The organism is Pseudoalteromonas sp. LC2018020214, assembly GCF_016598755.1.
GTDB lineage: Bacteria > Pseudomonadota > Gammaproteobacteria > Enterobacterales > Alteromonadaceae > Pseudoalteromonas > Pseudoalteromonas distincta.
Window position 1 is genome coordinate 2,106,517 of the sequence record NZ_CP066804.1, and the last position, 20,550, is coordinate 2,127,066.

Genomic DNA, 20,550 nt, shown 5'->3' on the forward strand with positions numbered 1-20,550 from the left:
ACACGCCCTAATATCTACATAAAAAAAACCCTTCATTCGAAGGGCTTTGGTATACACACAATAGAGTTTGTAAACTACCTACAAGAAAGTGTAGCCTCGTCCGCTTTATTTGGCACAAACTGAATATTAGCTACAGAAATTGATGCTTTACCATCGCTGTGTAAACTAAATGGGCTTGTTAGGTTTGCAAAATTAACACCCTTATCAGCAAAACAACCTAAATCAATTGATACTGACTGCCATTTATTTCCAATGGTTTTATCCACTACGTTTGCTAAATCAATGCTTGCACCACACTCACCAGAACAAGTCATAGCAAGCGCTACATCGCTCGTTAGTGCTTCGTTTAATTTAATATCAAAGCTAATCACACCATTTGCCTCAACGTAGGCAATAGTATCTTCTGCAAAGCTTGTTACTATTTCAGCACTGGCTTTTTCTGCACCGCTGAAATTAAATTGGCGCGCGTCTTCTTGTACTGTTTTGTCCTCAGTACGGTATTTAATTGCACCAAATTCATGAGTACTACTCGATACATCTAAAAGCTCATCGCCCGATTTTAACAATAAGCGCCATGGTGCTACAGGTGCACCAACAAGTATATCCATACTCGTAAGCCCTGAGTTATCAAGTTTAGAGTCTTCATCAAGGTCGTCAGCTAATACATTTTTATCGCCGTACGTTAAACCAAAACCATAAGGAAGTAATGGATCGTAATTTTCATCGCCTTTATTAACCGTAGTTTGTACCGCCGATTTAGGCCAAGAAAACGATAGCTTACCTTTAAAGTTATTTTGAATGGTGCCGTCTGCCGCTTTTAATAAAACATCAGCAATACCTGCACCTTCTGTACCAGGTAACCATGCAGCTACAAACGCATCAGATGCATTAAGTTCGCTGTTAACCCACATAGGGCGACCTGAAATAAACACAGATATAACAGGGATACCTTGCTCTTTTAGCGAGTTTAAAAGTGCTAATGACTTTTTATTTCCACGTTCAAACTCAAGGTTATCTTTATCGCCGTGCCCTTCTGCGTATGGTTCTTCACCAAATACAACAATGGCAACATCAGGACGTTGTTCAAACGTACCATCAGCACTTAAAGTAACACTTCCACCTGCTGCAGATATTTGCTCTTCAAGCCCTTTATATATCGAAGTAGCACCAGGGAAATCAGCATTTTTATTATTAGTCCCCTGCCACGTAATACTCCAACCACCCGACTGTTTACCTATGTTATCGGCACCATCACCTGCAACAAGTACGCGTTGATTAGCTTCGATAGGTAATAGGTTATTTTTATTTTTAAGTAATACAAGCGATTCGCGCACAGCTTGACGTGCTACTTCGCGATGCGCTTGCGCGCCAATAAGCTCTGTTTTACCCGAGTAAAGACGCTTAGCCGGACTTGGTTTATCAAATAACCCAGCGCGTAATTTAACGCGTAAAATACGTGCCACCGCATCATCAATGCGGCTCATACTTATTTTACCTGCATTTACTTGTGCAATTGTATTTTCATATAGCGGCTTCCACGCACCTGTTGGCACCATAAAAATATCAAGGCCAGCATTTACCGCTTCTGGGCAGCTTTCGTTAGTACAGCCTTTAATTTGCCCATGGCCGTTCCAATCACCCACTACAAAACCATCAAAACCCATACGTGTTTTTAATACATCTGTAAGTAAGTATTTATTGCCGTGATTTTTAACGCCATTCCAGCTATTAAAAGACGCCATAACAGATTGACTACCCGCCGACAAACCACCTACGTAACCTTGGGCATGAATATCAAATAGCGATTGCTCACTGTCTATATTATTTCCCTGATCATCCCCATCAACGGTGCCGCCATCGCCAATAAAGTGCTTAACCGTGCTAATAACGCGCTTATCACTTAAAAAGTCGCCATCGGCTTTACCTTGCAATCCATTTACAATCGCTGCTGAGTAATCGTGAACAATTTTTGGATCCTCTGAATAGCCTTCGTACGTCCTGCCCCATCGGTCGTCTCGTACTACTGCTACAGTGGGTGCAAATACCCAATCTATTCCCGTAGCCATTACTTCTACTGCGGTAATAGACGCTATTTGCTCTATTAAATCTGGGTTATTAGCCGCGCCTAAACCAATATTATGTGGAAAAAGCGTCGCGCCAATTACGTTATTATGACCATGTACTGCATCGGTGCCCCACATAGTTGGAATTTTGCTGCCATCCACAGAGTCATCAATAGATGCTTGATACATTTTTTCTGCAAGTGCAACCCAATCCTCTGGCGTTGCATGCTTATCGCCATTAGGGAATGCACCACCGCCATTAAGGTAAGAGCCAAAACCATATTTACGCATGTCTTCAACGGTAATATCACGAATTTCTGGTTGAATCATTTGCGCTACTTTTTGCTCAAGCGTCATATTTTCTAAAAACGTGGCAATTTGAGCCTCAATAGCAGGGTCTTTTTTCACTGCAATTGCAAGCTTTGGCCAAATTTTCTCTAGCTTTGATTGCGCTTCAACATTTACTTTTTCAACATTGCTTTCGTTAGTACATCCGCTTAGTGCAGTAACACTCCCTACTAACGTTGCAATTGCTAATGCATTAAGTTTAAAAGTCGTTTTCATTATGATGGCTCCTTCACTAATACTGGTTTGCTGCCTTTTAGGCCGTAAAAAACAATGAATATGTAACATAAAATAGGTAAAACATACGAAAGTTGAACACCCACACTATCAGCAAGCGCACCTTGTAAAAGTGGCACTATTGCACCACCTACAATCGCCAAACACAAAATACCAGAGCCTTGAGCTGTATGCTTACCAAGTCCATTTAACGCTAAACTAAAAATAGTTGGGAACATAATAGAATTGAATAAACCAACCAATAGTATTGACCACATTGCTAATTGACCCGACGTGCTCATGGCAATAATGACTAAGATAATAGCCATAGTTGCGTTAAAGCCAAGTACTTTACCAGCAGGTAGTTTTTGCATTACAGCAGCACCAATAAAACGCCCAACCATAGCACCACCAAAATAATAAGTGATGTAATGAGCTGCAACATTCTCTTTTAGCCCTGCTATATTTTCTTGTGCTAAAAAGCTTACTAAAAAGCTACCAATTGCCACTTCGGCGCCTACATACATAAATATACCCACAGCTCCTAATACAAGATGGCGATACTGCCAAGCACTGCCTTCAATTGCATCTGAGTTTTCGGCTTCTGCTTTTTGCTCGCTCATAATGTCAGGTAATTTAAGCCAAGCAAAAATACCGGCTAGTAAAATAAGCATTGCAGCTAAAAGGAGGTAAGGAAGTTGAACTGACTCTGCATTTTGAGCAGGTGTTAAAAAGGCATCCGACGCTGAGTCTAGAATTAACAAAGCACCAAATGATGGCGCAACAGTGGTACCTAATGCATTAAAAGCTTGGGTAAGCGTAAGTCGAGATGATGCAGTTTTTGGTGAGCCCAACAAACTTACATAAGGATTAGCAGATACTTGCAATAACGTTATGCCGCTGGCAAGTACAAATAAAGCGAATAGAAATACAGGATAACTATGTAAAGACGCTGCTGGGTAAAATAATATACACCCGACCGCTGCAATTAATAATCCAATTACAATGCCTTTTTTATAGCCCACTTTTTTAACTATATAACCACTTGGAAGTGACATTAAAAAGTAAGCGCCAAAAAAGCAAAACTGAACCAACATGGCTTGTACATACGTTAGGTTAAATACGGCTTTTAAGTGTGGGATTAAAATATCATTTAGGCAGGTAATAAACCCCCACATAAAAAATAATGTTGTTAAAGAAGTTAATGCAAAACTGTAATTTTTATCCTGATAGTTTTGCGACTGTGTGTGTGTTGTCACTGGTGCTGAACTTGCCATGTGTTCTCCGTATTTTATTATTATAAATCTATTCTTAAGCTGCTCTGCTTTAGTTTTCAGCTGTCTTTAAACCATCCAGAAGCATTAAAGAGTTGACCTAAGAATTAATAAACACTAACCTTAAATGTAAGCGCTTTCATATGCAATTAAATACGAACAAGCTGTATATTTCAACACTTTTTATTTTTTGTACCACGCATACAGCATTAATTAAGCAAAAACACAGAGCTGATTTCTCTGTAAATGACTAACAAAAGGTTTGTTATTAATGACAAAATTATCACTACCACCCCATTCACCGCTTTTATCTAAAAACTTTGTATACGGTGTGGCTACGGCTTCTTTTCAAATAGAAGGCGGATCACAAGATCGTCTCCCATGTATTTGGGACACTTTTTGCGATACACCCAATAAAATAGTCGATAGCTCAGACGGTCATACCGCGTGCGATCACTATAACCTTTGGCGTGATGATATAGACCTTATTGAGTCACTTGGCGTAGATGCTTACAGGCTTTCTATTTCATGGCCGCGCGTGATGACCCAAGAAGGAAAGTTAAATCCTGTAGGCGTTAAGTTTTATACTGATATTTTAGATGAGCTAAAACGTCGCAATATTAAAGCCTTTGTTACTTTGTACCACTGGGATTTACCGCAACACCTTGAAGATGAAGGCGGTTGGCTAAACAGACAAACAGCTTACGCTTTTGAACATTACGTAAATTTAATTACTAAAGCCTTTGGCGATCGCGTTCACTCTTATGCCACATTGAATGAACCATTTTGTAGTGCGTTTTTAGGTTACGAAATTGGCATACATGCGCCAGGCCTAGTCGGTAAGCAGTATGGTAAAAAAGCAGCTCATCACTTATTACTCGCTCATGGTCTGGCCATGAACGTGCTAAATAAAACATCGCCTAATACTCAAAACGGCATTGTGCTTAACTTTACACCCGCATATCCACTTACCGATAATCAGCAAGACATAGACAGTGCCAAATACGCTGATGACTACTTAAATCAGTGGTACATGAAACCAATAATGGATGGTAAATACCCCGATATAATAAACCAATTACCAAGCGAACATTTACCAGATATACACCCTGGCGACATGGAATTAATTTCTCAATCTATTGATTACTTAGGTATTAACTTTTATACCCGCCAAGTTTATAAAGCGCACCCTACTGACATTTATGAGCCTATTGCACCTAAGGGTCCGCTCACAGATATGGGATGGGAAATTTACCCGCAATCGTTCACCGACTTACTCGTATCGCTTAATAAAACATATACCTTACCGCCTATTTATATAACCGAAAATGGTGCAGCCATGCCCGATACGTATAATAATGGTGAAGTTAACGACTTAGACCGTTTAAGTTATTATAATACTCATTTAAACGCGGTTCATAATGCGGTTGAGCAAGGTGTTGTTATACATGGCTACTTTGCTTGGAGCCTCATGGATAACTTTGAATGGGCTGAAGGCTATTTAAAACGTTTTGGTATTGTGTATGTAGATTATAAAACTCAGCAACGCACTATCAAAAATAGTGGCTTAGCTTATAAAGAACTCATCTCTAAAAGATAAGAATATACCCATAACTAAAAACAAGTATAAAGCGGGATAAATAATCATGGTCAGTGTAAAAGAAAAAATAGCGTATGGCTTAGGCGACACCGCCAGTAATATTATTTTTCAAACAGTTATGATGTTTTTAATGCTGTACTACACAGACGTAGTGGGTTTATCACCCGCTGTTGTCGGTACTATGTTTTTAGCAGTACGTATTTTTGATGCCGTAACCGATCCATTAATGGGCAACCTTGCTGACAAAACACATACTCGCTGGGGGCACTTTCGCCCCTACCTACTTTGGCTTTCACTTCCTTTTGCCATTATTAGTATTTTAGCGTTTACTACGCCTAATTTAGAAGGCACCGATAAAATAGTTTACGCCTTTACTACTTACACACTGCTAATGGTGGCTTACACCGCTATCAATATTCCTTATTGTGCACTGGGCGGTGTACTTACAAGCGACGTAAAAGAGCGCGTGACTATTCAGTCTTACCGCTTTGTATTTGGTATGTTAGGCGGCGTAATAGTTGCGGGTTGTACTATGCCAATGGTTGAGTACTTTGGCCAAGGCGATGCAGCTAAGGGCTACCAATATACCATGACTGCAATGAGCATTTTAGGCTTTGTACTGTTTTTACTTTGTTTTTTAGGCACAAAAGAGCGTATACAACAGCCAAAAGAGCAAAACATTCCTTTTACACAAAGTGTTAAAGCATTAATTAAAAACGATCAATGGCGAACGCTTTGCTTAGCTGCGTTCTTTTTACTTACCGGTCAAGTGTTAAGGCTTACGCTTGCTGTTTACTACGTAAAATACTATTTAGGTCGAGACGATTTAATCACCCTCTTTATGACTCTAGGCGTTGCAGCAAGCATGCTAGGGTGTGCTTTAGCTCAACCGCTTGCAAAGCGCTTTTGTAAAATAAAAGCCTATATAAGCTTACAAGTTATTGCTGCCGCTATTTGCGGATTTAGCTACTTTATTAGTGAAGATCAATTAGTACTCGCATTTATAGCCTTTATTTTATGGAAATTCTTTTTAGATATGGCTACCCCGCTGTTGTGGGCAAAAATGGCCGACACTATAGATTACGGGCATGAAAAAACAGGTGTACGTATTACCGGTTTAGTTTATTCAGGTGTCATATTTTTTATTAAAATGGGCGTGGCAGTAGGCGGCGCAATTGCAGGCTGGTTGTTATCTTTTTATAGCTATCAGGCTGATGTAGTACAAACTATTGATACTCAACACGGTATTTTGCTCTCATTTACTGTGTTACCTGCTTTTGGATCTTTATTTGTTGCCTACATAATGAAAAAATATACACTGACTAATCAGGTTGTTGAAAATATTCAATCTAAACTAACAGCTAGTTAAGATATATACTCTAAGGTATTATTTAGCCGAAGTAGTTAAGGATAAGCGAGTGAACAAATAACATGGCAACAATTTATCAAGTCTCAGAGCTTGCGGGCGTATCGTTAGCCACCGTTTCTCGCGTGATGAACAAAAATACCCGTGTAAGCGATAAAACCAAACAAAAAGTGCTTGATGCCATGGAGCAGCTTGGCTACAAGCCTAACTCAATAGCGCAATCTTTAGCCTCTAACTGTACTAACAGTGTCGGTATTTTAGTATCTGAGTTACATGGTCCTTTCTTTGCCCAAATGATGGCAGGTATTGAGTCGGAGCTTCGTGCTGCGGGTAAACACGTTATTATTACCACCGGCCACAGTGAAGAAGACAAAGAACAAGAAGGCATTGAGTTTTTAATTAGCAGACGCTGCGATGCTATTATTTTGCACGTAGAAGCCGTTTCAGACGACTACCTAATAAAACTAAGTAAAGGCTCTACGCCCGTTTATTTAATGAGCCGTTACGTAGAGCAATTAAAAGATAACTGTATCAGCCTAGATAATCAATTAGGTGGCTACCTAGCGACTAAATCGATATTAAATCAAGGCCATACACAAATAGCGTACATTGCAGGCCCGCAGTTTAAAGCCGATGCTTTTAACCGCTTAGAAGGTCATAAACAAGCACTCACAGAGGCTGGTATTAAATTTGATCCTACGCTTTTTTATATTGGCGACTTTAACGAAACTGGCGGTAGTAAAGGCTTAAAACATTTTATTGATGAAAAGCTCAGCTTTACTGCGCTGGTGTGCGCCAATGACGAAATGGCCTCCGGTGCTATGAAATATGCTCGAGAACACGGTTATAATTTACCAAACGATTTATCGATTGTTGGGTTTGATAACGTTATTTTTGCAAACTACCTGTACCCTACACTCACGACCATAGATAATCCTGTCGGGAAAATGGGCGAAATGGCAGCTAAATTAGTGCTTAAAGATGTTTATCAAAATAAAAACCTTGTTATAAATCGCTTTTTTGAACCTACTTTAATGCAGCGCGATTCATCTGCACCACTTATTAAATAAAGACTAAAAGCGATTACTTATTTGGGTACAAAAAAGCGGCTAAATGCCGCTTTTTATATGTGAGCTACTTAACAATCCAAGGCGTTACTTTAATAACCTGCGATATATCGCCAAGTGACGCGGTATCATCCTCCCAGTTATCTTCAACTGCAAAATAACACACTGACTTTTCACACGTTATGCTCTTATCATCAAATTGCATTGGGCTTTTAAATGTAACTGCTACGCCCTTTTGCTCTGGTAATAAAAACCACATTAATTTACTTACAAAAAAGCCCGACAAATCAGTTAACAACTCATCAAGTTCTTCGTTAATGGTATATAACGACTGCTTTGAAAACGTTAAATCTTCAAGTTCGTTTGCTTCTATTTGAAGTTTTAATTGGCAATCATGATCTGGGTTTTGTGGTTGAATAACAATCACCGCTTTATCGCTATCAAGTTGCTTATCAAACGGTAATAGTAGCTGTGCTTTATCGGTAAAATTAAGTGGGTACTCGTTTTTTTCAGTTAAAATAGTACCGTTTTTAATGGCACATGCTTCGTTAGTTGCTATATCGCTTATATAAAAGTTAACTCGCGCATATTGAAAATCGCCTTTGTTAACAACTTTTAATCGGTCATAAAAGCCGTCATACGACATCACAAATTCTCTGGCATTAACATTAAATGCACTCATGCCCATCAGCACTAACGCAATGGCGTTGGTGCAATTAAAAATGTATTTATTCATCAAAGTAGGCTCTATTTTGGCTAATCATCGTGTTTAGCTCTTCTATATACGCTTCACCGCGCTCAGAGTAAGACATTAAACCGTGTGTAAGTTCAGTCGCTAAAATTGGTTTTTGCTCAAGACGTAAGTTTTCACGTATTGCGCGTAAATCTTTATAAGCAGGATGCGTATTTATGTTTTTAAAGTAAGAGTTTATAGCCGCTCTTACCGATTTAAACGCAGCAACTTCGTGTGCAGCGCCAGTATTACGGCGTTTTGGGACCATGCCACAACCTTTTGTGTAACACCACTGACCAAAAAAGTTAAGGCCAATACGCGCAAAACGCGATGTGCCCCACGCAGATTCATTTGCAGCTTGCATAAGCGCTAATTCTTTAGGAATTATATCAACACGGCGTAGTGCTTGCGTAAGCACTAGCGTATCAATCGTGGCTGGTAAGCCGTACGACTTTAATATTGCTGCAACATCTTTACTTTGCTTTTTTTCTAAAGGTAATTCGTTTTGTAGCATCATACGTGCTATTTCGAGCTTAGCGCGTTGCTGTAATATTTTTTTGTTTTCGGCTTCAACGTGCGGACGAATAAAGCTAAAAAATGCATGTTTTTTTTCTTTAACATCACTAAATTCTGAAAACTTTGGCAGTTTTACATTATGTAATGGTTTTTCTTTTTTCTTCACTTTTTTTGGTTGTTCTGATGTTTGTTCATCTAGTTCAACATCATCATTTTGTATAAACGGATATGCAAGCGCCCATACAAAAAATACGGTTAACAAAAACTGAAAAATAATTCTTAGCATGTATTCTCTCTTTCAAACAACTAATTATGCATGGTTAATACACAAGCATACGAAGGCACATTATACCTAAGCCACTTTATAAACGCGAATAACGAAAAGTAGTGCATTTGTTCATTCGCAATTTATAAGTCCATGGGTATACTGAGCAAAGTTTAATAATATTAACTATGTGTGAGTAAGCAGTATGGATAAACAATGGCAAAGCCGAATAATAGAGCAATATAAACATCGTCCTAACGATAACCGCTCGCCGTGGCAGGTCGATCGTTCGCGTATTATTCATGCAGCTGCATTTAGGCGTTTGCAAGCTAAAACCCAAATTATGGGCATTGGCCTAAACGACTTTTACCGCACTCGCCTTACCCATTCTTTAGAAGTATCGCAAATTGGTACCGGCATATTGCGCCATTTAAAAGCGCAACATAGCGACTTTAAGCACTTTCCATCAACTGGACTGCTAGAAACACTGTGCTTGGCGCACGATATTGGCCACCCGCCTTTTGGCCATGGTGGTGAAATAGCGCTAAATTACATGATGCGCGATCACGGTGGTTTTGAAGGTAACGCACAAACACTGCGCATAGTTGCAAAACTTGAGCCTTACAGTAATGGCCACGGTATGAACCTAACTCGTCGTACTTTACTAGGATTTATAAAATACCCCGCGTTTATTAATACGCTTTGGCATACCATTCCCGATGCAACAACAGGCCGTGCATTTATAAAAGCGGATGATTGGCGACCTGCCAAAGGGTTATACAACGACGATGCAGCCATATTCAATTGGATAGTAGAACCACTGAGTCAAAACGATAAAACGTTGCTTGGCAACCACGCTGCAATTGATAAGTACCGCGCTAAAACAACCTATAAATCGCTCGACAGCGCCATAATGGAGCATGCCGACGATATAGCATACGCGGTACACGACTTAGAAGATGCCATTGCAACCCACGTACTCACATTAGACGATTGGCAAACTCATGCTTTACCTCATTTAAAAGCACTTAACTTTGACTGGTTAAACACCATGCTTGAATCGCTGACCCAGCGCTTGTTTTCAAAAAATGATTATGAGCGAAAAGATGCCATAGGTGAGCTGGTTAATACCTTTATTATTCATATACATTTGGATATTCAAAACGATAACTTTGAATGCCCTATTTTAAAGTACACCGCTAAATTAGATGCCCAATACGACAGTGTGTTGCAAATACTTAAGCATTTTGTGTTTCAACGTTTAATACGTGACCCCGAAATGCAGCAAATAGAGTTCAAAGGTCAAAACTTACTAATAGAGTTATTTACCGCGTTTGCAAGCGACCCTCTGCGTTTATTGCCCGAAACAACACAAGCACAATACATAGAAGCGCAAAAGCAAAACCAAGGGATGCGTATAATTTGCGATTATTTGAGCGGCATGACCGACGAGTACGCCTATAAAACGTATCAACGATTGTTTTCACCTATGCAGTAGCTAACTGCTAACTGCTAACTGCTAACTGCTAACTGCTAACTGCTAACATTAAAAAGGCCGAGTAAATTAAATTTACTCGGCCTTTTTGCTCAGCTATTAAAGTTAGCTATTTTGTTAAAGCGCTTTTATAACGACTCTACGCCCATGTTATATAGCGTAAAACCAAATATATCAGCGTACTGCTCAATTGTTTTACTCGTTGGAGTACCTGCACCATGCCCCGCATTGGTTTCTATGCGAATAAGCGTTGGGTTATTACCCGTTTGCTTTGCTTGAAGCTCAGCGGCAAACTTAAACGAATGCGAAGGGACAACGCGGTCATCATGATCGCCAGTTGTGATCATAGTCGCTGGATACTCAACACCTGCTTTTACATTATGAAGTGGTGAATAACCTTTAATGTATTCAAACATTTCTTTGCTTTGCTCACTGGTACCGTAGTCGTATGCCCAACCAGCGCCCGCAGTAAATGTATGGTAGCGCAGCATATCAAGTACGCCTACAGCAGGTAGAGCCACTTGAAATAAGTCTGGGCGCTGCGTCATCACTGCGCCAACTAACAAACCACCATTAGATCCACCACGAAGTGCTAAGCGCTTTTTAGACGTGTACTTTTTATCTTTTAAGTACTCAGCTGCGGCAATAAAGTCGTCAAACACATTTTGCTTTTGCAATTTAGTGCCGGCATTGTGCCAATCTTTACCGTACTCACCACCACCGCGAATATTAGCGACGGCGTATACACCACCTTGCTCAAGCCATACTGCATTAACGGGGCTGAAGCTTGGCGTTAAACTAATATTAAAACCACCGTAACCGTATAAAATTGTAGGGTTTGAACCATCAAGCTTAATGCCTGTTTTATAGGTAATTACCATCGGTATTTTAGTACCGTCTTTAGATGTGTAAAACACCTGCTCAGACGTGTAATCATCACTATTAAAATCAATAGCTGACTTGCGATAAACACCCGATTCACCCGTAGCTACATCAAACGTATAAGTAGTACCTGGTGTTTTGTAGTTAGTGAACGAATAATAAAGCGTTGTTTGATCTTTTTTACCGCCAAAACCGCGTGCTGTACCCACGCCTGGTAATGTAATTTCGCGAATTAGCTCGCCTTTTTTGTTGTACTGTTTTACCTGCGAAATCGCATCAACCATATAGTTGGCAAAAAAGGTATCGCCACCTTTTGTAAGATTTAGTACGTTTTTGGTTTCAGGAATTAAATCAACCCAATTTTCAGGGCTTGGGTTGCTTGCATCAACCGTCACTACTTTTTTGTTTGGTGCATTAAGGTTAGTAACTAAAAACAGCTTGCTGCCTTCGTTATCAATAACTGATGTATCTGAATCAGTATTTCCTACAACCGTTACAAACTCACTGTTCTCTTTTGTTAAGTCTTTTATAAACAGTTTATTGCCTGACGTAGACGTACTAGCTGAAATAAGTAAGTAGCGGCCGTCATGGGTTACATCAGCGCCTACATAGCGATGTTTTTGCTCATCAGTTTCACCAAATACAACACTATCAGCAGACTGTACAGTACCTAGCTTATGGTAATACGCTTTATGCTGATCTGTTTTAGCCGAAAGCTCACTGCCTTTAGGTTTGTCGTAACTTGAATAATAAAAACCTTCGTTGCCTAACCAATCAATGCCACTAAATTTAACGTCAACAAGCGCTTCTTCAACTTGCTCTTTAGTATGTGCATCAATAACTATAATTTTGCGCCAATCGCTGCCGCCTTCAGATATTTGATATGCGAGCAATGACCCATCTTTTGAAAACGATAAACCCGACATAGACGTCGTACCATCTTCACTAAACTTGTTTGGATCTAAAAATACTTCAACGTCGCCGCCATCTTTACTGCGGTACAAAACATATTGATTTTGCAGGCCATCGTTTTTATAAAAATAGGTGTAATCGCCTTCAGTAAAAGGAGCGCCTATTTTTTCGTAGTTCATTAGTTTTTCAAGGCGCTGCTTTAACTTATCGCGATAAGGAATTTGTTCTAAATAAGAAAACGTTAAATTGTTTTGCGTTTTAACCCAATCGGCAGTTTCTCTGCTCATATCATCTTCAAGCCAACGATATGGGTCACTAACGGTTTCTTCAAAGTAAGTGTCAACCACATCGCCTTTTTTTGTTTCTGGGTATATAACTGCGTTAACTTGCTTCATAGGTGCTTTTACTTCTTCTTGAGTTACCGTATTAGTTGGCTCTGAACAGCCGCTAAGCGCTACAATTACAGCACACGCTAGAGTATGTTTAAACATCCTGAGTTCCATTCTTATTTATTAATAGTGCGCCTAAGTTATTAACTTTTAGCCCTTTTGTCTATTTAGATGCGTTAAGCGCCATTTATCGCTGTAAACAAATGTAAACTTACGCTTTAATAGCACGACCCTCATTAAAATAAAAAACAATAAAAGAGCACACTATGCAAAGTACAAACCCCACGTTTAAAAGCTTTAAAGCTTTCTATCCTTATTATTTAAAAGAGCACAGCAACGTGACTTGCCGCCGCTTACATTTTATAGGAAGCACCCTTGTTCTTGTTGTAATCGCAATAGCATTATTAAAACAACACTACAGTTTATTGTGGCTATTACCTGTTATTGGATATGGGTTTGCGTGGGTCGGACATTTCTTTTTTGAAAAAAACCGCCCTGCTACTTTTAAACACCCTTTTTACAGTTTGTGGGGAGATTGGGTAATGTTTAAAGATATGCTTGTTGGAAAAATTAAATTTTAACACTATTTTTAGCATTCTTTTTTATACCAATTACTTATAAAAACAAAATTGCTTCATGCTTTAAAGTATAGGTTCTAATAAGTAGTACATAATTTAAAACACACCCATTAAATGTTAATTCAGTTAACATTTAATGGGTGTGTTTTTGTTTTATATTTTCAAAAATATTTATAGCTCAACAGTTGTTTATTGCCAGCCCAATAAAAACGGCTTCCTACTCATGATTAGTTAAACCTACCAACCTCATCTTACCAGTTAACTAAACGTTAAATTTAATTTTTAAATATAATTCACTATTCATCAATTACTTAGCAATTACCTTCGCTATATAACTAAAACAATGGTCATTATAAAAAACAGCCAAATGTAATTATAAAAACCCTTAAATTAATTGAATGTTATTCAATTGACTGGCTTTGTTAATTAAGTATATGTTCAAGGTAACAAAAAAGTTTATACCAATCCGCTTAATTAAGTGATCTATTTTGAGGATGGAAAAACGTGTTGATAGCTAGGCAAAAAATTCGCTATTTAGTTGCTCTCGGCAATTGCTCCTGCATTGCTCTACCTTCTGCATCCATGCAGTCGTAAATGAGAATTTTTTAACGCAGGTAACGGCACGTTTAGCCCCTAAAAATGATTAAGTATTATTGCGGGTTGGTATTAATCTTTTTGTACAAAACTAAAATAATTCAATGGGTATGGGGAAATACAGCATGAATAGAAAACCGTTATTTAAATTACAGCAGTCGGTACCACAAATATTACTCGCCATGAGCGCGTCTGCTGCACTAGTTGGTTCGCTCTCAGTAAATGCTGCAGAGCAAGACACCAAAGCAGAAGAAAACATCGAACAAATAAGCGTAATTGGCTCTCGCCGATTAGGCCGTACAGTAGAAGACAGCGCAGTACCCATCGATATAATTGGCGCAGATGCACTTAAAAATTCAGGCTTTACTGAAACGAATGCCCTACTTAGCAATTTATTACCCAGCTTTAACTTCCCGCAAGCATCACTTACTGATGGTAGTGACCATGTACGCCCTGCTCAACTTCGTGGTTTAGCCCCCGATCACACTTTAGTGCTTGTTAATGGTAAGCGTCGCCATAGCAATGCATTACTTAACTTAAATGGCTCAACGGGTCGTGGTTCATCATCGGTTGATTTAAATGCGATACCTGCAAATGCTATCGACCGCATTGAAGTATTACGTGATGGCGCAGCAGCCCAATATGGCTCTGATGCTATAGCCGGTGTTATTAATATTGTGCTTAAAAGTGCCAGCAGCGGTGGTTCAGTTGCGGCTATATATGGTGCTAACGTAACCGAAATGGACGGTGTACCACAGCTTGAGTCTGTATCTGAAGGCAGTGATGGTAATTTAGCCTTTACCGAAGGGGGCGATCGCTCTTTAACAGACGGCCAAACACTAACGCTGCAAGGTAATATGGGTTTTGAACTTGGCGATAATGGCTTTTTAAACATTTCAACAGAATACCGCGACCGCCATTCAACAAACCGCTCTGACTACGATAACCGTGAAAACTACGCACGATTAGATGATGGCTCTCTCGACCCACGTGAACTTACCGTAAATCGATATAACCATAACTTTGGTAATGGCGATGTAGAAGACTTTTCAGTGTTTTATAACGCGGGGTATCAATTAACAAACGAAGTAGATTTATATTCGTTTGGCTCTTACAGCAAACGCGAAGGCGAAGGCGGCGGTTTTTATCGCCGTGCAAGCGATAGCCGTAATATAGAAGAAGTTTATCCTGATGGCTTTTTACCTGTTATCACCTCAGACATAGATGACTTTTCACTGGCACTTGGCGCTAAAGGTTTTGTAAGTGAATGGAATTACGATGTATCGGCCGTATATGGTCAAGATGCATTTGAGTTTGGTGTTATAAATAGCTTAAATACCTCATACGGCCCTACTAGCCAAACAAGCTTTGATGCAGGAACACTTACCTACGATCAACTTACCTTAAACGTTGATTTTAGTCGCGAAGTAGACGTCAGCTTTTTAGAAAGCTCGGTAAGTGTAGCTGTAGGTGCTGAGTATCGCCGCGAAGGATACCAAATAGATGCAGGCGAAGAAGCATCATATGCACAAGGAACATTTGGCCCAGGCGGCGCAGTAACCGACCCTGTTGATGGCCCATTTGGCGCAGCGGGCGCACAAGTATTCCCAGGGTTTACACCCGAATCAGAGGGCGATAACAGCCGCCACAACGTGAGCTTGTATATAGACCTTGAAACCTACCTAACCGACGATTGGAATTTAGCGGTTGCCGCCCGTTATGAAGATTACTCAGACTTTGGCGATACACTTAACGGTAAAGTTGCGACTCGTTATTCATTAACTGAAGACTTAGCGCTGCGCGCCTCTGTATCAACTGGTTTTAGAGCACCTTCTTTGCAGCAACAATACTTTACCTCAGTGGCCACTGTATTTGTTGATGGCGAACCAACCGAAACAGGTACGTTCGCACCAAGCAGCGATGTAGCAAAAGCACTGGGCTCGCCGGGTCTTGATGCTGAAGAAGCAACAAACTACGGCGTTGGTTTTACATGGTCTACCGACTTTAATTTCAGCTTATCGGTTGATTACTACCAAATATTAATTGATGACCGCATTGTGTTATCAAACAACTTATCGGGCGATGCTATTGCCGATTTACTTCAAGGCACAGGCGCTAACCAAGGTCGTTTCTTCTTAAATGCAATTGACAGTAAAACCCGTGGTGTTGATGTAGTTGCCTCTTATAATGTAGCAACTGATGGTTATGGCGATTTAGCCTTTAACCTAGGTTACAACTACGGTAAAAATGAAGTAACAAATATTATCGACCCACCAGCAGAGCTTCAAGGTGCAGGGTTTGATCAAGACAACTTGTTCTCAGGCACTGAGCTGCGTCGTTTTGAAGTAAGCACACCGCGTAATAAGTACAACTTAAGCGCAACGTGGACTAACGATGATATTCGTACCACTCTTAGAACAACACGTTACGGCGAAACTCAAGACCCTTCAGATATCCCAGAACGTAACGAAGTACTCAAGCCTAAATGGATAACCGACTTAGATGTCGCCTATTCGCTTAGTGAAAACTTATCGCTGAGCTTAGGGGCTAATAACATTTTTGATGTTTACCCAGACGCAACCCGTGAAAATGTTGACGATGTAACCACCTTCTCTCGTTTATTTGCTTACTCTAGCTTCTCACCGTATGGATTTAACGGACGCTACGTGTACGGTAAAATAGAAATGAAGTTTTAATAAGCGCAGCTTAAAGTAACCAAACACACAAAAGCCACCGATTAGGTGGCTTTTTAATGCGAGTTGCTGATAAATCTATAATTAGATTTTAGTTAACCAGCCGTGTTTGTCTTCACTTTTACCCCATTGAATATCGTTCAATGCTTGGCGAAGGCGCGCAGTTGTTGGGCCTGGCTCGCCAGTACCTACTTTGTATTCTTTATCGTTATGAATAAACGTACCCACAGCAGTTAGTACAGCTGCAGTGCCCGAAAGCGCCGCTTCAGTACCTGGTTTAGCAGCACGCTCTAATAGCTCAGTAACGCTAAAGTTACGTTCGCTTACCGTCATACCTAAATCTTTGGCTATGGTTAAAATACTATTACGCGTTACACCATGTAAAAACGTGCTATCAAGCGCTTTAGTAATAATTTCGTTGCCATCAATAAGTATAAAGTTAGCAGCACCGGTTTCTTGTACGTCGCCACCTGGGCAAAACAAAATTTGATCTGCTTGATACTTAGTTCGTGCCGCGCTAATAGGTGCTAGTGCACTGGCGTAGTTACCACCACTTTTTACCATTCCCATGTGCGGGGCGCAGCGCATGCCATCTTCTTCAAGCAGTACACGCAGTGCAGTTGCACCACCGGCAAAGTAATCACCTACTGGCGATAGTAAGGTGTACAAAAGCGAGCTCATTGATGGCGCTGCTGCTTTACCAATTGCAGCCTCAGTACCAATGTGCGTTGGACGAATATACATAGAGCCCGGCGGTAATGGCGTTTCATCTGCGTATTCGAGCATAATATCGATAATCATCGTTTTTAGCATATCGCTGTCAAAACTCGGTAAGCTTAATAGCGCTGAGCTTTGTTGCATGCGTGCAATATTTGCATCCATTCTAAAAAGATAAACAGAACCATCTTCATGGCGAAAGGCTTTTAAGCCTTCAAAACATGTACTTGAATAATGAAGAACGTGCGCACCAGCATGAAGTTCAAGTTTATCGGAAGGGACAATTGAGCTTTCGCTCCATTTATTATCAGAAAAACGAGCTTGAATCATCTGCGGCATAAACACGGTACCAAATGCGGCCATTTTAATCTCTCTTGTGTGGTCTATTTTCCTCCATTGTATGACAATCACACGCTATTTAACCATAGCTAAAGTAAGGCTTTTTTAATTAACTATGAGAAATTTTTGCAAGTGCTGTTTACTAATCAACCGCATTGGGTGCTATAAACAAAAAAATCGGCTAATGCAGTTGCACTAGCCGATTTTTTAGAAGTAAATAATTTACTTGAACGAATATCTAATAATACGTTTTAGCACCGAGGTATACTGTTTAAAAAAGCTACCTGTATGGTAATCAATACCGTGTTTTTTCAAAACGGCTTGTACTTGAGGTGCAACTTCTTGGTAGCGCGAAGACGGCATATCTGGAAATAAGTGATGCTCTATTTGGCAGCTCAAATGCCCCGTTAAAACATGAAACCAATGCGACCCTTTAATATTTGACGAGCCCAGTACTTGGCGATAATACCACTGCCCTTGCGTTTCGTTTACGCAGTCTTCTTGTTTAAAAGTTTGTGTTTCTTCTGTAAAGTGACCACAAAATATTATGGTCGATGTCCATAAATTACGGATTAAGTTTGCCACTAAATTTCCCGCCAATACCCATAAAAATAATGGGCCTGCAAGTAACGGAAATATCGCATAATCTTTAATTAACTGGCGAGCGCCTTTACTAAAAAAGCGCTGCTTTAATGTAGAGTGTGATACAAGCCCTTCACGGTTTTCTTTCTTTTTACCAATAAAAACACGCTCTGCAGCTAACTCGTGATACGACACGCCCCACTGAAATAACACACTTAAATTAATATACGTAAAAAACTGCCATACATTTTTAAAGCGCCATTTAAAATCATCGCTCAGGCGTAATAATCCATAACCAAAGTCTCTGTCTTTACCAATAATATTAGTATATGTATGGTGCTCAAAGTTATGAACGCGATGCCAACTTTGCCCGTCGCACGCTATGTCCCACTCATAATGTTGTGAGTTAAGTTGCTTGTCGTTCATCCAATCGTATTGACCATGCATTACATTGTGGCCAATTTCCATATTGTCTAAAATTTTAGCAAGCGCTAATAGCAACACACCTGCAACCCACAATAATGGCTGAATAAAACCAAGCATTAGCAAAATTCGCCCGCTCCATTCACACACTCGCTGTTTGCGCACAACAGAGCGAATATAGTCAGCATCTTGTTGGCCTACTTTGCCAAGGGTCTCCATTTTAATGGCATCTAGCTCGCTTGCGAGCATGTCGTAGTTAATGTTTTTCATAATTGTAACTCCAAATCACTAACAGGTTGGCTTACGCAAAGTTGTATTAATTGCTCGCCGTTGTCACTCAATTCACCTGTTTTTAAATTACGTACCACGCCTGACTTTTTAATACATTGGCATTGATGACAAATACCAATACCGCAACCGCGTTTAACGGGTAGCTTTTTTTCTTCAAACTGAGTCAGTAAAACATCGTTGCCCGATACAATATGGGCACTGGCGTTAATTTTTACATTAAATTGGCTGTCGTCGTTTAAGCTAGGCAGCGCTAAACCAAAGGCTTCTTGGTAGTAATTTAGCTTATGCGTTTTAGCAAAATCGCTCACCGTTTGCATAAATGCTGCAGGGCCACAGCAGTAAATGTCTGGGTTTTCCCACGGCTTAATATTGCTGGTTATATCGCTTGATTGCTCACGCGTTAATAATAAAAACGAAAAATGCTCAAATTGCGCTGCCAACTCACTTAGCTCATCAACACATTGATGCTCAGTGGCTTTTGCGTAATACACCAACGAGACTTTTTGCGTAGTTTGGCTTAAGTAATCATCAAGCATAGCCAGCATAGGTGTTATACCCGAGCCGCCTGCAATAAAAGTGGCTGGCGTGTGTGTGTTTTTAAATACAAAGTCGCCGCTTGGCGCAGAAATATTGCACCACAACCCCGCTTTTAATGCACTGCTGAGTAAGCCTGTAAAGCGCCCTTGCGCATTTGTTTTGATTAGTAAGCGCACCAAACCTGTATTTTTAAATTGCTGAGCGCTTGAGGCCACGGTAAAAACGCGTGTTAGTAATCGCCCATTAATTTCAACCGTTAAACTTATATGCTGCCCTGACGTATGTACCTGCCATTGTTTGCTTGGCTTAAGTTGCACACTTAAAAAGCCACCATCAAGCACAGCGGTACTAACTACTTGCGCTCTAAACTGCCCTGCACGCCACGCAGGTTTAAACACCTGCATTACGGGCTCTATATAGCCTGCAAAACTTTGATGGTGTAAAAACCATTTTGAAAATTGGTTTAATACTTGAGTCATCATGGTTAAATCTCTATCAAATCTTAATTACTTTGAACTTACACGTGTACGCCCAAACTTCAGCGCACAAGTGTACGCTCAAATTTTAAGTTTTCAACCCCAATAGAGTAATTATTCAATTTTTATTAGCGCAATTTGCTAAAACAATTTCCTGTGATGAGGTAATTTTAAAATATATAAGTGTGCATTTTTCA

The 20,550-nt window shown here is 40.0% G+C and carries 14 protein-coding genes; 6 read left to right on the plus strand and 8 right to left on the minus strand.

The window, feature by feature from the left end; genetic code table 11:
* Window positions 1-74: 74 nt before the first annotated feature.
* Window positions 75-2,627 carry a glycoside hydrolase family 3 protein gene (locus JG479_RS09290; RefSeq protein WP_200218896.1) on the minus strand — a complete coding sequence of 851 codons (2,553 nt, stop codon included), beginning with the start codon at window positions 2,625-2,627 and terminating at the stop codon, window positions 75-77.
* Entirely contained in the window at window positions 2,627-3,901 is a 1,275-nt protein-coding gene (locus JG479_RS09295; RefSeq protein WP_149592111.1) for a sugar MFS transporter, read from the minus strand. Before JG479_RS09295 ends, JG479_RS09290 begins: the two co-directional genes overlap by 1 nt.
* 268 nt (window positions 3,902-4,169) lie before the next feature.
* On the opposite strand from JG479_RS09295, the gene JG479_RS09300 reads away from it, so the two are divergent.
* The 3 genes from JG479_RS09300 to JG479_RS09310 all read left to right on the plus strand — a co-directional run bounded on the left by JG479_RS09300 (window position 4,170) and on the right by JG479_RS09310 (window position 7,934).
* On the plus strand, window positions 4,170-5,498 hold the full coding sequence (locus tag JG479_RS09300) for a GH1 family beta-glucosidase (RefSeq protein ID WP_200218899.1): 1,329 nt from the start codon (window positions 4,170-4,172) through the stop codon (window positions 5,496-5,498).
* Between the two features lie 46 nt (window positions 5,499-5,544).
* Window positions 5,545-6,867, plus strand: coding sequence for a glycoside-pentoside-hexuronide (GPH):cation symporter (locus JG479_RS09305; protein ID WP_200218902.1), 1,323 nt, complete (start codon window positions 5,545-5,547; stop codon window positions 6,865-6,867).
* A 62-nt stretch (window positions 6,868-6,929) separates the two neighbouring features.
* The gene (locus JG479_RS09310) at window positions 6,930-7,934 is read left to right on the plus strand and encodes a LacI family DNA-binding transcriptional regulator (protein WP_200218904.1); all 1,005 of its coding nucleotides are present in this window, start codon (window positions 6,930-6,932) and stop codon (window positions 7,932-7,934) included.
* 64 nt (window positions 7,935-7,998) lie between these two features.
* Here the strand turns inward: JG479_RS09310 and JG479_RS09315 are convergent, their stop codons facing one another.
* Window positions 7,999-8,667 carry a DUF2987 domain-containing protein gene (locus tag JG479_RS09315; protein WP_267908373.1) on the minus strand — a complete coding sequence of 223 codons (669 nt, stop codon included), beginning with the start codon at window positions 8,665-8,667 and terminating at the stop codon, window positions 7,999-8,001.
* A complete protein-coding gene (locus JG479_RS09320) occupies window positions 8,660-9,466 on the minus strand; it encodes a glucosaminidase domain-containing protein (protein WP_149592107.1) in 807 nt (268 codons plus the stop codon). The genes JG479_RS09315 and JG479_RS09320 overlap by 8 nt, the downstream gene beginning before the upstream one ends.
* 184 nt (window positions 9,467-9,650) lie before the next feature.
* Here JG479_RS09320 and JG479_RS09325 point away from each other — a divergent pair, with 184 nt between their 5' ends.
* A complete protein-coding gene (locus JG479_RS09325; RefSeq protein WP_200218907.1) occupies window positions 9,651-10,943 on the plus strand; it encodes an anti-phage deoxyguanosine triphosphatase in 1,293 nt (430 codons plus the stop codon).
* Window positions 10,944-11,068: 125 nt separating this feature from the next.
* On the opposite strand, the gene JG479_RS09330 is transcribed toward JG479_RS09325, so the two are convergent.
* On the minus strand, window positions 11,069-13,225 hold the full coding sequence (locus JG479_RS09330) for a prolyl oligopeptidase family serine peptidase (RefSeq protein ID WP_200218909.1): 2,157 nt from the start codon (window positions 13,223-13,225) through the stop codon (window positions 11,069-11,071).
* A gap of 164 nt (window positions 13,226-13,389) precedes the next feature.
* On the opposite strand from JG479_RS09330, the gene JG479_RS09335 reads away from it, so the two are divergent.
* Both JG479_RS09335 and JG479_RS09340 read left to right on the plus strand, forming a co-directional pair.
* Window positions 13,390-13,704 carry a DUF962 domain-containing protein gene (locus JG479_RS09335; protein ID WP_200218912.1) on the plus strand — a complete coding sequence of 105 codons (315 nt, stop codon included), beginning with the start codon at window positions 13,390-13,392 and terminating at the stop codon, window positions 13,702-13,704.
* A 716-nt stretch (window positions 13,705-14,420) separates the two neighbouring features.
* Window positions 14,421-16,991 (plus strand): TonB-dependent receptor plug domain-containing protein, encoded by a 2,571-nt coding sequence (locus tag JG479_RS09340; RefSeq protein ID WP_200218915.1) that lies wholly within the window; start codon window positions 14,421-14,423, stop codon window positions 16,989-16,991.
* A gap of 81 nt (window positions 16,992-17,072) precedes the next feature.
* Here the strand turns inward: JG479_RS09340 and JG479_RS09345 are convergent, their stop codons facing one another.
* The 3 genes from JG479_RS09345 to JG479_RS09355 all read right to left on the minus strand — a co-directional run bounded on the left by JG479_RS09345 (window position 17,073) and on the right by JG479_RS09355 (window position 20,359).
* Window positions 17,073-18,074 (minus strand): branched-chain amino acid aminotransferase, encoded by a 1,002-nt coding sequence (locus tag JG479_RS09345; protein ID WP_267908514.1) that lies wholly within the window; start codon window positions 18,072-18,074, stop codon window positions 17,073-17,075.
* A gap of 192 nt (window positions 18,075-18,266) precedes the next feature.
* On the minus strand, window positions 18,267-19,319 hold the full coding sequence (locus tag JG479_RS09350; protein ID WP_149606028.1) for a fatty acid desaturase family protein: 1,053 nt from the start codon (window positions 19,317-19,319) through the stop codon (window positions 18,267-18,269).
* Window positions 19,316-20,359: a flavin reductase family protein gene (locus JG479_RS09355; protein WP_200218920.1), complete on the minus strand. Its 1,044-nt coding sequence runs from the start codon at window positions 20,357-20,359 to the stop codon at window positions 19,316-19,318. Before JG479_RS09355 ends, JG479_RS09350 begins: the two co-directional genes overlap by 4 nt.
* Window positions 20,360-20,550 lie beyond the last annotated feature (191 nt).